The sequence below is a fragment of the Geobacillus sp. B4113_201601 genome, from assembly GCF_001587475.1.
In the GTDB taxonomy this organism is placed as follows: domain Bacteria; phylum Bacillota; class Bacilli; order Bacillales; family Anoxybacillaceae; genus Geobacillus; species Geobacillus icigianus.
This window is the reverse complement of the sequence record NZ_LQYX01000074.1, coordinates 98,758-113,159: the sequence shown is the minus strand read 5'-3', so window position 1 is coordinate 113,159 and position 14,402 is coordinate 98,758. Positions and strand designations below refer to the sequence as shown.

At 51.3% G+C, this 14,402-nt stretch carries 14 protein-coding genes; 4 read left to right on the top strand and 10 right to left on the bottom strand.

Annotated elements, in window-relative coordinates; translation table 11 throughout:
- Positions 1-58 precede the first annotated feature (58 nt).
- On the bottom strand, positions 59-739 hold the full coding sequence (locus B4113_RS09290; protein ID WP_033019505.1) for a metal-dependent hydrolase: 681 nt from the start codon (positions 737-739) through the stop codon (positions 59-61).
- Positions 740-877: 138 nt separating this feature from the next.
- Here B4113_RS09290 and B4113_RS09285 point away from each other — a divergent pair, with 138 nt between their 5' ends.
- On the top strand, positions 878-1,972 hold the full coding sequence (locus tag B4113_RS09285; protein ID WP_033019506.1) for a Xaa-Pro peptidase family protein: 1,095 nt from the start codon (positions 878-880) through the stop codon (positions 1,970-1,972).
- A 241-nt stretch (positions 1,973-2,213) separates the two neighbouring features.
- Here the strand turns inward: B4113_RS09285 and ald are convergent, their stop codons facing one another.
- The 3 genes from ald to B4113_RS20110 form a co-directional block, all read right to left on the bottom strand.
- On the bottom strand, positions 2,214-3,332 hold the full coding sequence (gene ald, locus B4113_RS09280; protein ID WP_033019507.1) for an alanine dehydrogenase: 1,119 nt from the start codon (positions 3,330-3,332) through the stop codon (positions 2,214-2,216).
- An 85-nt stretch (positions 3,333-3,417) separates the two neighbouring features.
- On the bottom strand, positions 3,418-4,182 hold the full coding sequence (locus B4113_RS09275) for an SDR family oxidoreductase (protein ID WP_033019509.1): 765 nt from the start codon (positions 4,180-4,182) through the stop codon (positions 3,418-3,420).
- Positions 4,183-4,276: 94 nt separating this feature from the next.
- The gene (locus tag B4113_RS20110; RefSeq protein WP_165570922.1) at positions 4,277-4,417 is read right to left on the bottom strand and encodes a hypothetical protein; all 141 of its coding nucleotides are present in this window, start codon (positions 4,415-4,417) and stop codon (positions 4,277-4,279) included.
- Between the two features lie 113 nt (positions 4,418-4,530).
- Between B4113_RS20110 and B4113_RS09270 the strand changes: the two genes are divergently transcribed.
- A complete protein-coding gene (locus B4113_RS09270) occupies positions 4,531-4,977 on the top strand; it encodes a universal stress protein (RefSeq protein WP_033019516.1) in 447 nt (148 codons plus the stop codon).
- Between the two features lie 454 nt (positions 4,978-5,431).
- Here the strand turns inward: B4113_RS09270 and argH are convergent, their stop codons facing one another.
- From argH to B4113_RS09255, 3 genes are read right to left on the bottom strand one after another with little or no spacing between them, the layout of a single operon-like run.
- Entirely contained in the window at positions 5,432-6,808 is a 1,377-nt protein-coding gene (argH, locus tag B4113_RS09265; protein ID WP_033019518.1) for an argininosuccinate lyase, read from the bottom strand.
- 49 nt (positions 6,809-6,857) lie between these two features.
- Entirely contained in the window at positions 6,858-8,078 is a 1,221-nt protein-coding gene (locus B4113_RS09260) for an argininosuccinate synthase (protein WP_033019520.1), read from the bottom strand.
- 18 nt (positions 8,079-8,096) lie between these two features.
- The gene (locus B4113_RS09255) at positions 8,097-8,288 is read right to left on the bottom strand and encodes a hypothetical protein (protein WP_061912416.1); all 192 of its coding nucleotides are present in this window, start codon (positions 8,286-8,288) and stop codon (positions 8,097-8,099) included.
- 106 nt (positions 8,289-8,394) lie between these two features.
- Between B4113_RS09255 and B4113_RS09250 the strand changes: the two genes are divergently transcribed.
- Positions 8,395-8,730, top strand: a complete 336-nt coding sequence (locus B4113_RS09250) for a hypothetical protein (protein WP_033023482.1) — start codon at positions 8,395-8,397, stop codon at positions 8,728-8,730.
- Between the two features lie 199 nt (positions 8,731-8,929).
- Positions 8,930-10,588 carry an acyl-CoA synthetase gene (locus tag B4113_RS09245; RefSeq protein ID WP_033023481.1) on the top strand — a complete coding sequence of 553 codons (1,659 nt, stop codon included), beginning with the start codon at positions 8,930-8,932 and terminating at the stop codon, positions 10,586-10,588.
- A gap of 43 nt (positions 10,589-10,631) precedes the next feature.
- Here the strand turns inward: B4113_RS09245 and B4113_RS09240 are convergent, their stop codons facing one another.
- Genes B4113_RS09240 through B4113_RS09230 form a run of 3 tightly spaced genes read right to left on the bottom strand, consistent with a single transcriptional unit; the run spans position 10,632 to position 14,210 of the window.
- On the bottom strand, positions 10,632-11,738 hold the full coding sequence (locus B4113_RS09240) for a helix-turn-helix transcriptional regulator (RefSeq protein ID WP_033023480.1): 1,107 nt from the start codon (positions 11,736-11,738) through the stop codon (positions 10,632-10,634).
- Between the two features lie 24 nt (positions 11,739-11,762).
- Positions 11,763-12,959 carry an ATP-grasp domain-containing protein gene (locus B4113_RS09235; RefSeq protein ID WP_033023478.1) on the bottom strand — a complete coding sequence of 399 codons (1,197 nt, stop codon included), beginning with the start codon at positions 12,957-12,959 and terminating at the stop codon, positions 11,763-11,765.
- 48 nt (positions 12,960-13,007) lie between these two features.
- Complete coding sequence (locus B4113_RS09230; protein WP_061912415.1) at positions 13,008-14,210, bottom strand: MFS transporter; 1,203 nt, start codon at positions 14,208-14,210, stop codon at positions 13,008-13,010.
- Between the last annotated feature and the right edge of the window lie 192 nt (positions 14,211-14,402).

Here is a 14,402-nt window from a genome sequence, read left to right as displayed (position 1 = left end):
CTTCCACCCCTTTTCGCGCCACCGTCCCCATCAAACCGCTCCGCTCACCAGCGACGCGCTACAGCTCGATGCTTTCGCCCGGCTTCAGGGCGCGGCCAACCCCCGGCGGGAGGAGAGAAACGAACCGTTCCGGGTCTTGGGCGATCGGCGGGAACGTATTGTAATGAATCGGCACGACGAGCTTGGCTCCGAGCCACTCGGCGGCCACGGCCGCATCTTCCGGCCCCATCGTGAAGCTGTCCCCGATCGGCAGGAAGGCGACATCGATGGAATGGCGCTCGCCGATCAGTTTCATGTCGGAAAACAGCCCGGTGTCGCCGGCATGGTAAATCGTTTTGCCTTCGGCGGTGAACAAAATGCCGGTCGGCATGCCTAAATAAATGATCTGCTTGTCATTCGTCACAAATCCGGAGCTGTGGAACGCCTGCGTCAACTTGACGGTGCCAAAGTCAAATTCGCGCGCCCCGCCGATGTTCATGCCAAACGTCTCAACGCCTTGCCAACTTAAATACGTCGCCAGCTCAAACGTTGCAACGACTAGGGCGTTGTTCCGCTTGGCGATCTCCACCGTGTCACCGACATGATCCCCATGTCCGTGCGTCAACAAAATGACATCCGCTTTGACGTCGGCCGCGTTCAAGTCGGTCGTCGCGTTGCCGGTGATGAACGGATCGATCAAAATCGTTTTTCCGTTCGTCTCAATGCGGACGACCGAATGGCCATGGTAGCTGACTTTCATCCCCACATCTCTCCTTTCCACTCCACATGGTTCGCCGCCGCCCGCTCATTTCCTTCTTTTCCTGCCTGCCCATTTACAAGCGGCCCGTTTCTTGGTACGCTCAAACTGAATGATCGCAAGAAAGAGAGGCAGGAAACGATGAACGAACGGCTGCAAGCATTTTCCTCTTGGCTTCAACAACAACATAGTTCATTCGCCTTGATCACGTCAAGCACCAACGTCTTTTATTTGAGCGGATTTTGGTGCGACCCGCACGAGCGGTTGCTGGCGCTTTTGGTGTTCCCCGACGGCGAACCGGCGCTCGTCTGCCCGCACATGGAAGTCCGACGCGCCCGCCGAAGCGCTTTGGAATGCACAGTGATCGGCTATGATGACAGCGCCGACCCGTGGAAAGAAATTGACCGCCACTTGCGACAACGCAACATTCAGGCAACTAGCATCGCCGTCGAAAAGCACCATTTGTCGCTCGCCCGCTTCGAACGGCTCGCGGCGTTGTTTCCAAACGCCCACTGGCACGACAGCGAGGAAAAGCTGCGCCAGCTCCGAATGATCAAAGACGAGCGGGAAATGAAGGCGTTGCGCCAGGCAGCGAAGTTGGCCGACAAGGCGATCGAAATCGGCGTATCGGCCATCCGTCCCGGCGTGACGGAGCTCGAACTTGTCGCCGTCATTGAATATGAACTGAAAAAGCTCGGCGTCGAACGGATGTCGTTCCCGACGACCGTGCTCACGGGCGCGAAAACGGCCGATCCGCACGGCACGCCGGGAACCGCAGCGGTCGCTCCGGGCGATTTCGTCTTGTTCGACTTAGGCGTCGTCGTCGACGGGTATTGCTCAGACATTACCCGCACCGTCGCCTGCCGGACGCTCGACGACGAACAACGGTTCATTTACGAAACCGTCCGGCGCGCCCAGCAGGCGGCGATCGATGCTTGCCGCCCGCAAATCGCCATGGGGGAGATCGACCGCGCCGCCCGCCGCGTCATCGAACAAGCCGGCTACGGTCCGTACTTCACTCACCGCGTCGGCCATGGTTTAGGGATTGACATTCACGAATACCCGTCGCTGCACAGCGCCAACCGCGCGCCGCTCGCCGCCGGCATGGTGTTTACGATCGAGCCGGGCATTTACGTTCCGCCGGCCGGCGGCGTGCGCATCGAAGACGATGTCGCCGTCACCGCCAACGGGATCGAAGTGCTGACCTCCTTCAGCAAAGAACTGATCATCGTGTAGCCGGCACCGCTGCGGCTGCCAAGGAAAAAACAAGCTGTCCGCCGGTGGACTGTTGCTCCGCTCGGACAGCTTGTGTTTCTTCCCCATTCCCCCTGCGACAGCGCCAATCGCGTTTTTGAAGCAAACAAATCTGGAATCGCGTTCGCTTAGTTTCTTTTGGCTGCGCGCCAAGCAAACGAACCAGCCGCGTTTGACCGACCATTTGGGCCAAGCGGACCCACGGCCCGCGGGTCTAGCAGCGTCAACCTCGCAGCAGCGAATGAACGTCCGTATACGGCATGTTGTGCGCCGCCGCCACCGCTTCATACACGATGTGCCCGTCAAGCGTATTGATCCCTTTTACCAGCGCCGGATTGTCGAGGCAAGCGGCGCGGTAGCCTTTGTTGGCGATTTGCAAAGCGTAAGGAATCGTGACGTTCGTGAGTGCGAACGTCGACGTGCGCGGGACGGCGCCCGGCATGTTCGCCACCGCGTAATGAACGACGCCGTGCTTGACATAGGTCGGATCGTCGTGCGTCGTGACGCGGTCGGTCGTTTCAAAAATGCCGCCTTGGTCAATGGCGACATCGACCAACACCGAGCCTAGCGTCATCGAGCGCACCATTTCTTCTGTGACGAGCTTCGGCGCTTTCGCCCCTGGGATGAGAACAGCGCCGACAACCAAATCCGACTCGCGCACACATTCAGCGATATGGTACGGGTTGGACATGAGCGTCGTGACTTGATCGCCGAACAAATCGTCGAGCTCGCGCAGCCGCTCGGCGTTAATGTCCAAGATCGTCACGTCCGCGCCAAGGCCGACCGCGATTTTGGCCGCGTTCGTCCCCGCCGTTCCGCCGCCGATGATCGTCACTTTGCCGCGCCGCACTCCAGGCACTCCGCCAAGCAAAACGCCTTTCCCGCCGTGCGGCTTTTCGAGAAACTGGGCCCCGACTTGCACCGACATGCGGCCCGCCACCTCGCTCATCGGCGTCAACAGCGGCAGCGAGCCGTTGGCAAGCTGCACCGTCTCATAGGCGATGCCGACCACCTTTTGCTCGACGAGCGCTTTCGTCAGCGCTTCGGCCGCCGCCAAATGCAAGTACGTAAACAAAATGAGCCCCGGCCGGAAATAACGAAACTCTTCGGCAAGCGGCTCCTTCACCTTCAACACCATCTCCGCCGCCCAGGCATCCTCGGCGTTTGGCACAATCACCGCCCCGGCTTTTTCATACTCGGAATCGGAAAATCCCGACCCTGCGCCCGCTTCTGTCTCCACATACACGTCATGCCCGGCTTTGACGAGCGTCATCACGCCAGCTGGGGTGATGGCGACGCGGTTTTCATTGTTTTTGATTTCTTTTGGAATGCCGATCTTCATCGTTTTTTCCTCCTTTTTCCTTTCTGTTTCTCCTTTTATTGTGCCCCGTTTCACGCGAAAGCAAACGAAAAAGGAGGCGCTGTTCTCACCGGAAAAAATGGCGGTAAATGACGTTCGCCCCGCCGGTGATGTCAATGACGGCGCCGGTGATGAAATCAGAATTGTCCTCGCACAAAAAGGCGATGACGCGGGCGATGTCTTCGCCGGTGCCCGGGCGCCCAATAGGCGTTTCGGCATCGCGCTTGTTACGGGCAGCGGCGATCCCGGCTTCTTTCATCTCACCGACGATGTTGCCTGGACAGACCATATTGGCGGTGATGCCGTATTCCGCCTCTTCGAGAGCGATCGTTTTCGTCAGCGACACCAATCCAACTTTCGCCGCACCGAACGCCGAGCGGTGCACCCACCCCGGCGCATCCGCCGCTCCTTGAAACCCATAGGTGATAATGCGGCCAAACCGCTGCTGGCGCATAATCGGAATCGTCCGTCTTACCAAGTGGAAGACCGCGCTCAAATTGCCTTCTATCATTTCATACCATTCGTCTTCTGTATAATCGGCCAATTTTTTCCGTTCGAAAATGTACGGTCCCGCGTTGTTAATCAAACAGTCAATGCGGCCGAACCGCTCCATGGCGGCGTCAACGAGCGCTGCCAAATCGTCTTTGTTTGTCACATCGCCGCGCACAAACTGGAGGCGGTCAGCGGCGCTGCGGTACTTCTCGGCCAGCGAGCGCACCGCCTGCTCATCGCTCCGGTAGTTCACCGTCACCGAATACCCTTTATCAAGGAGCAGCTCCGTCACTTTTCTCCCCAGCCCTTTCGCTCCGGCCGTAATCAAGGCGTGCCGCACCGTTTCTCCTCCTTTTCGCCATTCTCTTTCCTCCATTTTACTTTATAAACAGGAGCGAATACAAAAAAAGAGCCATAGCTCGCTGGCGCTATGGCTATTCACCGACCTCCCGGCGCGGATCGTAATACGATTCGTTATCGTCAATCATGCCGCTCTCATATGATTCCGTGATTTGTTCGGTGATCGTCCGCACTTCTTCCTCATCATACAGCCAATCGTTATTCCGCTTTTCCATGTCGATTTCCTCCCTTGTTCATCAATCGTTCTATATGGCCTAGTTTATCGCCGGCATCGGGCGGGTATACGATTTATAGAAATAACATTTTTATCCAAAGGGAGGGAAGAACCGTGACGATGACGTATCGCACGATTGTCGTCGCCGTTGACGGCTCAAAAGAAGCGGAGTGGGCGTTAAAAAAAGCGATTCAAATCGCCAAGCGCAATGGGGCGAAGCTCATTTTGTCCCATGTGATTGATGTGCAAGATTACACCGCCATGGGCTTTTCTGATTACACCTTCACGAAACGATCGGAACAATACGCGGTCGAGCTGCTTGAACGATACAAACAAGAAGCCGTCGCCGCGGGGCTCAACGATGTCGAAACGGACATCGAGTTCGGTTCACCGAAGGTAAAAATCGCCAAGGACGTCGCCCCGAAACACAAAGCCGACCTCATCATTTGCGGTGCGACCGGGTTGAACGCGGTCGAGCGGTTCTTAATCGGCAGCGTGTCGGAAAACATCGTCCGTCATGCCAAATGCGATGTGCTGGTCGTCAGAACCCGAAAAGAGTGACGTTCGCTAGAAGGATGGAAAAAATGGTTGTTTCTCTTGAAATGGGGGCGTACGAAAGGCGATCTTGGTGCGGCAGAGCTTTTCGATTTGAGAAACGAGGTCGGGAAGCGGCCTGCTTCCTTAAATCACTAGCCTTCGAGAAGGGTGGGAAAAACAGCGGTTTCCTTTGACCGATGAATAAATGTGGGCAATGTAGCAACGTTTTTCTATTTGAGACACGATGCCGGGAAGCGGTATGCACGATGTAACGGGGGTGTCCCGAACGGACCGGGACACCCTCTCTCATCGCTACGATAAACAACAGCCGCTTCCCTGCCACACGATAGGTTGTATCTTTCTTGAAGGGAGAGCACCTTTTCGGTCAGCCCCCTTGCCTCATCGCTATATAAGTAGCCAGCTGTTTCTCTGCCACACGATAATTGTGTCTTTCTTAAGGGGAGAGTACCTTTTTCGGTTAGCCTCCCAATCGTTCTTTCGCTTTTTCAAGCGCGGCAAGCACTTCCGCGAACCCGGTGCCGCCGGCGCTGTTGCGGCGGTTGACGGCCGTGCGCGGATTGAGGGCGTCATAAATGTCTTCCTCAAACAGCGGCGATGCTTCCTTATATACCTCAAGCGGCAAATCGGCCAAAAAGACGCCTTGTTCGATGCAGCGCAAGACGAGCTTGCCGACGACCTCATGCGCTTCGCGGAACGGCACGCCTTTGGCGGCCAAGTAGTCGGCGAGCTCGGTCGCGTTCGAAAAGTCTTGTTTCGTCGCCCGCTCCATCACATCCGCGCGCACGTTCATCGTTTCAATCATGCCGGTGAAAATTTTCAGCGACCCGATGACCGTCTTCACCGTATCAAACATGCCTTCTTTATCCTCTTGCATATCTTTGTTGTAAGCAAGCGGCAGCCCTTTCATCACCGTCAACAAGGCCATTAAGTGGCCGTACACGCGGCCCGTTTTGCCGCGGATGAGCTCGGCCATGTCCGGGTTTTTCTTTTGTGGCATGATGCTGCTGCCGGTCGCGAACGCGTCATCGAGCTCAATGAATTGAAATTCTTGGCTTGACCAAAGGATAAGCTCCTCAGCGAGCCGCGACAAGTGCATCATAAGCATCGAACTGTTGCTTAGAAATTCGATGATGAAATCGCGGTCGCTCACGGCGTCCAAGCTGTTTTCGTAACTATCGGCAAAGCCCAAAAGCTCGGCCGTCCGCTGCCGGTCGATCGGAAACGTCGTGCCGGCGAGCGCCCCGGCGCCAAGCGGCGACTTGTTGATGCGCTTTTGCGACTCGGAAAACCGCTCATAATCGCGCTCCAACATCCAAACATACGCCAGCAGATGATGGGCGAACGAAATCGGCTGCGCCCGCTGCAAATGCGTATACCCCGGCATGATCGTTTCGACATGCTTCTCGGCTTGAGACACAAGCGCCCGCTGCAGCCCGCGGATGAGGCCGAGAATCTCTTCGACGCGCTTGCGCAAATATAGATGCATATCGGTCGCCACTTGGTCGTTCCGGCTCCGTCCGGTGTGCAGCTTGCCGCCGACCGGGCCGATGTCGTCAATCAACATTTTTTCAATGTTTAAATGAATGTCTTCATACGCGACGGAAAACTCAAGCTCCCCACGCTTCGCTTTTTCGAGCAGGCGCAAAAGCCCGCCTTTAATTTTTTCGACGTCGTCCGCCGGCAGAATGCCGCACTCGCCGAGCATCGTCACATGGGCGAGGCTGCCTTCAATATCTTCTTCGACGAGCTCTTGGTCGAACGGGATCGACGCACCAAACTCGTCGACCCATTCTTCCGCTGTTTTCGTAAACCGTCCACCCCAAAGCTTTTTCACGCCTCACGCCGCAGAGGAATGCGACTTCCTCCTTCCTATTCCCGATGGTTTATTGGCCGGTCGACACCGACGCTTTGTTTTGCTTGTTCACGATGCTGTTGACTTTGGTCGGCAAGCCGTACAGCGAAATGAAGCCGACCGCCGCTTGATGGTCAAATTCATCTTCCGACGTGTACGTCGCCAGTTTTTCATCATAGAGCGAGAACGGCGATTTGCGCCCTTCAACGATCGCATGGCCTTTAAACAACTTCACGCGCACGACGCCGGTGACGTTTTTCTGCGTTTCTTTCAAAAATGCAACCAACGCGTCTTTGAGCGGCGAGAACCAAAGGCCGTTGTAAATAACTTCGGCGATTTTTTGCTCGATGAGCGGTTTGAAATGGGCGACTTCCCGCACAAGCGTCAAGTCTTCCAGCTCTTTATGCGCTTTGATCAGCGTGATCGCCCCCGGGCATTCGTACACTTCGCGCGACTTGATGCCGACAAGGCGATTCTCAACATGGTCGATGCGGCCGACGCCGTGCTTGCCGGCGAGCGCGTTCAGTTCCAAAATCAATTGGGCAAGCGGGTACGCGTTTCCGTTTAACGTCACCGGCACGCCTTGTTCAAAGCCGATCTCGATGACATCCGGCACATCCGGCGCGTCCTCAAGCGAAGCCGTCAGCTCGTACGCCTCTTCCGGCGGCGCGGCCCACGGATCTTCCAAAATGCCGCATTCGTTGCTGCGGCCCCATAAGTTTTGGTCGATCGAAAACGGGCTGTCCAGATCAACCGGGATCGGAACGCCGTGTTTTTTCGCGTATTCGATTTCTTCCTCGCGCGACCAGCTCCATTCGCGCACGGGGGCGATGACGTCCAAATCCGGATTGAGCGCTTTGATCGACACTTCAAAGCGCACTTGGTCGTTCCCTTTCCCCGTGCAGCCGTGGGCGACCGCCACGGCGCCTTCCAGCTCGGCGATTTCAACGAGTTTTTTCGCGATGAGCGGACGCGACAGCGCCGAGACGAGCGGATATTTCCCTTCATACAGCGCATTCGCCTGCAAAGCGATGAGCGCATAGTCGTTGGCAAACTCGTCTTTGACATCGATGACGTACGATTTGATCGCGCCGACTTTGAGCGCTTTTTCTTTCACGAAATCAAGATCTTTTCCTTCCCCAAGATCCAAGCAGCACGCGATCACATCATACCCGCGCTCCTGCAGCCATTTAATCGCTACCGATGTATCTAAACCGCCGGAATAGGCCAGCACCAATTTTGGATTTGCCATGGTCGTTCTCCTCTCCCGTCACATAAATATACTTAAATATAAATAAATATTCAAACCGGATACATTAATCACTTTATCAGCTTTCTTCTCATTTTTCAATACGTATTCATGAAAAAGCATAAAAATTCCACCGTGCTCTAGGAGGCCGGTGATTGAAGGGAGCAAGCCGCTTGTCAAGTCCGTTTCTCCAATAGAAAAGCCTCGTCGCATCAGGATCTCCTTTCAAACGATCCCCCATTGCTCAACAGAAACAATCGTTTTTCACCAGCCTTCCAGGGAGACGTTTTGTATAATAGAGGAAAAGGAGGATATGAGAATGAGGGACATCTTCATCGAAGACAAGCGACTCGGCATCCGCGTGCCGCAGTTGGATAAACATTGGGACGACTACAGCGCCGAGGAACAGGAGGCGATTTTGCTCGAGTGGGAAGCGATCCGCGGCTTGATCCCTGACCGCATCGCGACGCTGGAGCGGCAAATCAATGAGAAGCAAGACGCGCTTGGCCGCGAAGCCGATTTTGCGCGCTCGTGCCAACTCAACGCCGACATCGCCGAACTCGCTTCCATCATCAATGATTTGTGGATTTGGTATCGGATCAGTCCTACGATTTCCTTTAAAAAGACAGCGGTGGTAAAAAGCAAAACACGCTGACGAAACCGGCCGCCTCTTTTTTGTCCATGGCCTCGCCTGCCGTCGTTGCCGGGACTTTCGAGACCATCTGCTTTACCAGTGCTGTGTACAAACAGATTTACTTGCTCTAACACTGTTCTTTAACAATGTATTGAATTTTATTTTTATTTTAATTATTATTAATTTAACTACTTTTCGAACAGAATGAGGGGGATCAGACATGACCAACCATCCAGCACCTGTTTCAATCATTCAATCGTTTTCTTGGGATTATGCATTTGCTCATTACGACTGGGACTCCCGCAGCGGGTTCAACGCCGCTCATGAAGTATGCGACCGGTATGCCAAGGATCCGAACCGCATTGCGCTCGTTTATGAAAACGCTTTAGGAGAGCAAAAAACGATCACTTATCGGCAATTGCGCGATTGGTCCAACCAAATGGCGAACGTGTTCCGCAAACTCGGAGTGAAAAAAGGGGATCGCGTCTGCGCGCTCATGCCGAAAAACCCGGCTCTTGTCATCTACATTTTGGCGGCTTGGAAAGTCGGCGCCGTATATGTGCCGCTCTTTACCGCGTTTGGTCCGCAGGCAATCGAATATCGCATCAACCATTCCGAGGCGAAAGTCCTCTTGACGAACAACGAACAGCGCGCCAAACTGCCGGAAAAGGAAAAAATGCCGACGCTCGAACACATTTTTGTCATTGATGAGCCGTCTCATGATCAAGACCAGCTGTTTTGGAAAACGCTTTCAAAAGAGTCAACTGAGCATTCGATCGAAGAAACGACGGTCGACGATCTGCTTGCGATTCAGTATACGTCCGGCTCCACAGGAATGCCCAAAGGCGCCATGTGGTCGCACAACGTGCTCATCAACATTTATCCATATATGCGCTATGCGATCGGCCTGCGCGATGAGGATGTCTTTTTCGGCGGGGCGGATCCAGGCTGGGCGTACGGGTTGATCTTTTGCACCTTTGCGCCGATGGCGTTCGGCGTGCCGATCGTCTTTTATGAAGGGCCGTTTCAACCGGAAACGTGCTATTCCTTGATGGAAAAATACCGGGTGACCAATTTCGCGTCCGCCCCGACCGCGTACCGAGCGATGGCGGCGGCCGGCGCGAACGTCATTCGCCGCTATCAGCTGAACGTGCGCGCCATGAGCTCAGCCGGCGAACCGCTCAATCCGGAAGTCATTCGCTTTTTCCAAGAGCACGTGGGGGTCACGATCCACGACCATTATGGCTTATCGGAAACGTTGATGCTGATTGGAAACCTCAACGCCGCCGCGATGGACATCCGTCTAGGCTCGATGGGATGGCCGCTTCCGGGCTTTGACATCGCCTTGCTCGACGAGAATGGGCGTCCGGTCGCCGACGGCGAAGTCGGACAAATTGCCTTTAACACCAACTCGATTCCAAACGTCTTTAAGGGGTATTGGAAAGATCCTGAAAAAACAGCCGAACGGCTTGTCCGCCATTGGTTTTTGACCGGCGATTTAGCAACCAAAGACGAAGACGGGTATTTCTGGTTTCAAGGGCGGGCGGATGACATCATTTCAAGCGCCGGCTACCGCATCGGACCATTTGAAATCGAAAGCTGCCTCCTTGAGCATCCGGCCGTCGTCGAAGCGGCCGCCGTCGGGAAGCCGGATCCCATCAAAGGAGAGATCGTCAAAGCGTTTGTCGTGCTGAAAGAAGGCTTTGCGCCGTCGGACGAGCTGGCCGAAGAGCTGTCTTTGTTCGTCAAAACGCGCTTATCTAAACATGAATACCCGCGCGAAGTCGAATTTGTCGCCGAACTCCCGAAAACGCCAAGCGGCAAAATCCAACGCTTCATCCTTCGCAATCAAGAAAGGGAAAAGTCCATCAAGGCCTAACCGACCAAGAGGATGCCCCGGCAACGGAGCATCCTCTTGGCCGTTATCTCTCATCGTTTTCGATGCCCAAAATTTTCTTTACAGCGGAGCAATAGCTCCTCACTTCCTTTTCGTTGATCTCATAGAGGTGATAACCGTTTTCTTTTCGCTCTATGATCAGATTGGATTGTTTCAGGATGTTTAAATGTCGTGAAACAGTAGGAACGGTAATATTTAACTGATTGGCCATCTCTTGTGACCTTATTTTTTCTTCATTCGCAATCAATGACAATATTTTCACCCGAACAATTTCAGACAATGATTTCGCAATATCAGCAACATACTGCAGCTGTCTCTCATCGTATCGGATCTCCAGCCGCTGTTCGTTGAAAGAAATCTCTTTCCCGTCTAGATAATGCTTGATATCATAAACAATATGAAGTTCACCAAGTCCCCAAACGATAATAAATTTCGGTGACACAAAATAGGATGGATACAATTTGATCAACTTTGTTTCTTTTGTTGGAAACTGTTCCGGGATTGGATAATCGTACAATAATTTTCGAACTATTTTATCAATCCCAGACTGCCTGAGTTCCGCTCTCAATCGTTCATTCGCTTGATCCCAGAGAGGGGACAGGATCGATTCAATATGAGCGTAACATTGCTGATAAAAACGTTCCCAAAGAGAAGTTAACTCCTGCAAATATTGCTCATAGTTCTGTGCAAATTCCAACTGTTCATCATTCACAACCCCACCCAACGACGTGATTTTTGAGCGAATGTCATCGAACGGAGAAGCAAATTGCGTCAGATACATCTCGATCTCTTTTTCAGACAAGTATCGACCAAATAAATAATACAAAAACTCATATCGAGACACGCGATCGATATACGCCATGAGTTGAGAAAAGGTATGAGGAGCAGGCAAATCAACCAAAAATTCGGCGAGCTGTGCTCCGTACTCATACCGACCGTAAAACTTCTGCAGCAACGATGCATTTTCGCGAAAAAACTCCTCAAAACGAGCAACAGGAAAAGGAGGGGCACCATCCATTTTTCCCGATGAAATGTAGCACTTTCTTAAACACGCCATCATTTCAAATAAGGACGAGATCGAGAGTTCAACTTTACAACGATGGTTGACTTCCTCTATTGTGTATACAGCCATTCGACATCCCATGCCTTCTGTTTTTTATTCATGAACAATTTCACACTTCAACTGATCAACAAAATTGTCGCATAACCGTTGGCATTCTTCAACTGTTGATGAGCAAACAATAACATGGCCCGAGCGAGTATACGAGTCCACCGTTTTCCTTATCCGATCCCCGACTCGATAATAGATGGCCCAATCTTGAATATATTCTCGATTGACCTCTGTACCAAGAGAAAGTTGTCGCAACACCCCTTCTGGAAACATCAAAAACTTAACAAGGCTTGCCTTTTGATAAATCGGTTTTTCAACAGGTGGCATCTCGTTCATATAGGATAAAATACCTAGCTCATACTGGTTGAAACCAGAGGTTAATTGATGTAAATAAGGGATAAAATCACCTCCTGGTCTCGTGTGCATTTCAATTACCACGGGCCTGTCCTCTTCCACATCCCATTTAATCTCAATATGCCCCGGTCCATACTGAACATTCAACAAATGTAACGCTTTCATCACTACTTGTTCAATCCGCTCGACTTCCTGTTGTCCCAGTCTCGCTGGCACCATATGCCCAGTCTCAATAAAGTGAGGTTTCCCAGTCGTTTGTTTTTCGGTGATTCCTAAAATAAAGTGCGTTCCTCTCCAAGATACCGTCTCCACACTATATTCCGGACCGTCAATATAAGGCTCCAAAATCCACTCGTGAGAATGGTCTTGATTTCTCTTTAACCATTTTTCCCACTCCTGTTGATTGGAAATATAATCGACCGCTTTACTTCCAAATCCGTCAAGCGGTTTGATGATGGCTGGCCTTGAATACGGAAACTGTTTAGGAAGAGCAGATCCCTTACCACTTACAACGTCTAATCGCAATTCTGGATCTTTCGACAAAATCCGACGCATCCTTCCTTTATCCCTCGTATTTACCACCGTTTCAAGCGAATTGGTTGGTAATTTCATCCTTTCACTAATATAAGCAGCTGTCTCTAACCCTAATTCTGTAAAACTTACGACAAGCTCTACGGTCTGATAGAAACTCATGATTTTCTCTACAGCGTAAAACACCTCTGTTTTCTCCGCAATATCACGAACATAAAATACGGCCTCAGTCAGCTGCGCTATTTCCTTATCAATGCTTGAGTGCCGATCTGTCACAATAATAGGTTTGAGTCCACATTGAAACGCTGCTTCTGCTCCATAACGGCTTGCCCCTAAAATGATGATATATTTATCCATATACAATCCCCCATTCCGTTGTATTTGTCTCAACAAATAACAAATCCATTATGTCCAGTCCTTTCTCCCTACTTGATTTTTACTTGTGAAGAAAGACATGTTTCTATATAGCAGGCGAAACAAATAACCGCCCAAAATCACAATGCCTATGATGGCTAAGTAAAAAAAGGTTTGCTGTCCGACGTACTGATACAAATTCAAACCAACGAATCCACCGATCGATTCCCATACTCCCCAAAGTACACCGGATATTCCGAAGGCCCATGAAGAACTTAACATTCCCTTTTTTTCTATGAGCTGATGATCAATCATAGGAACCCAAATGATTTCAGCCATGCTGAACAAAACCACGCTAACAAAGATGATCCAAAAATGATGGGAAATCCACAACAAGAAATAAGAAGCAACGATGAGCACCAAGGCCAGCGCGTACCAATACTCCATTTTCCATTTTGGCTGTATTTTTGGATAGAAACCTTGAAAAACAATAATCGTCATCGCGTTCACGGTAAAAAACAACCCAATCGTTTTTCCTGAAAAATGTTGAGAAACGACAACAGGGAAAGTTGTAAATAGTTGTGTGTACAAAAACCAAAATAACCCTGAAAAAGCAATAAATCTTATAAAGATAAAGAAATGCGGGTCCGATCTGCTGTTTTTAACGAATTGTACGATATTGATTCCCTTCTCCGCATCCTCGCTGGTGATGCGGGGCAACAACAACGAAATCCCCCCAGCCAAAACATAACAAACGATTGCCGCCATGATCGTACTAGAAGAATTCCAATCCAATAACCACCCGCCTAGAAAAGGACCAATGGAAGCGCCAACGTTAACAGCGATGTTTAATAAGGCAAACGCTCGCAGTCTCTCATTTTCCTGTAATAAGGAAATATGTGTTTTCAAACTTACATTGTAAAGCGAAGTCGAGATGCCCAATACCAATGCGATCAAAAATAGCAATGGATAAGAATTAACGATTGTTAACATCGTTAACAACAGGGCCGCTCCCCAGAGTCCAATGACCAGACTGTTCTTAATCCCAAACTTGTCGACAATTCCCCCAACCAACATATTCCCTGCCTTCGATACAAATGTAAACGCCGCCATGATGAAACTGGTTTCAGTAATATCGAGGTCTTTCATTTTCACTAGCCATAATGAAAGCAGCGGAACATACACAAAAAAGCCAATGGAATTGAACACCCTGATGCCAAAAGTTAAAATTCCCTCATTCACCTTAGGAAACATATGTACCCCTCTCTTACTTAATTTTATAATTGTGTAATTGCGCAATTGTGTAATTTCATGAAAAATAGTACTACCAATCGATTTTTTTGTCAACTGACGAAAATAAGATGTATGTGAGATTCACTCTATAAGGCCAGTGAAAGACAGATGTTATCTTTGATCGATGAGTAAACATTTGAAAAAAGGTCGATG

Excerpts from the sequence above, each read along its gene's own strand:
- B4113_RS09235 (WP_033023478.1), bottom strand. The coding sequence starts at position 12,959 with ATGGATAAATATATCATCATTTTAGGGGCAAGCCGTTATGGAGCAGAA.
- ald (WP_033019507.1), bottom strand. The coding sequence starts at position 3,332 with ATGAAGATCGGCATTCCAAAAGAAATCAAAAACAATGAAAACCGCGTC.
- B4113_RS09245 (WP_033023481.1), top strand. The coding sequence starts at position 8,930 with ATGACCAACCATCCAGCACCTGTTTCAATCATTCAATCGTTTTCTTGG.
- B4113_RS20110 (WP_165570922.1), bottom strand. The coding sequence starts at position 4,417 with ATGGAAAAGCGGAATAACGATTGGCTGTATGATGAGGAAGAAGTGCGG.
- B4113_RS09250 (WP_033023482.1), top strand. The coding sequence starts at position 8,395 with ATGAGGGACATCTTCATCGAAGACAAGCGACTCGGCATCCGCGTGCCG.
- B4113_RS09255 (WP_061912416.1), bottom strand. The coding sequence starts at position 8,288 with ATGCGACGAGGCTTTTCTATTGGAGAAACGGACTTGACAAGCGGCTTG.
- B4113_RS09230 (WP_061912415.1), bottom strand. The coding sequence starts at position 14,210 with ATGTTTCCTAAGGTGAATGAGGGAATTTTAACTTTTGGCATCAGGGTG.
- B4113_RS09260 (WP_033019520.1), bottom strand. The coding sequence starts at position 8,078 with ATGGCAAATCCAAAATTGGTGCTGGCCTATTCCGGCGGTTTAGATACA.
- B4113_RS09285 (WP_033019506.1), top strand. The coding sequence starts at position 878 with ATGAACGAACGGCTGCAAGCATTTTCCTCTTGGCTTCAACAACAACAT.
- B4113_RS09240 (WP_033023480.1), bottom strand. The coding sequence starts at position 11,738 with ATGGCTGTATACACAATAGAGGAAGTCAACCATCGTTGTAAAGTTGAA.
- B4113_RS09290 (WP_033019505.1), bottom strand. The coding sequence starts at position 739 with ATGAAAGTCAGCTACCATGGCCATTCGGTCGTCCGCATTGAGACGAAC.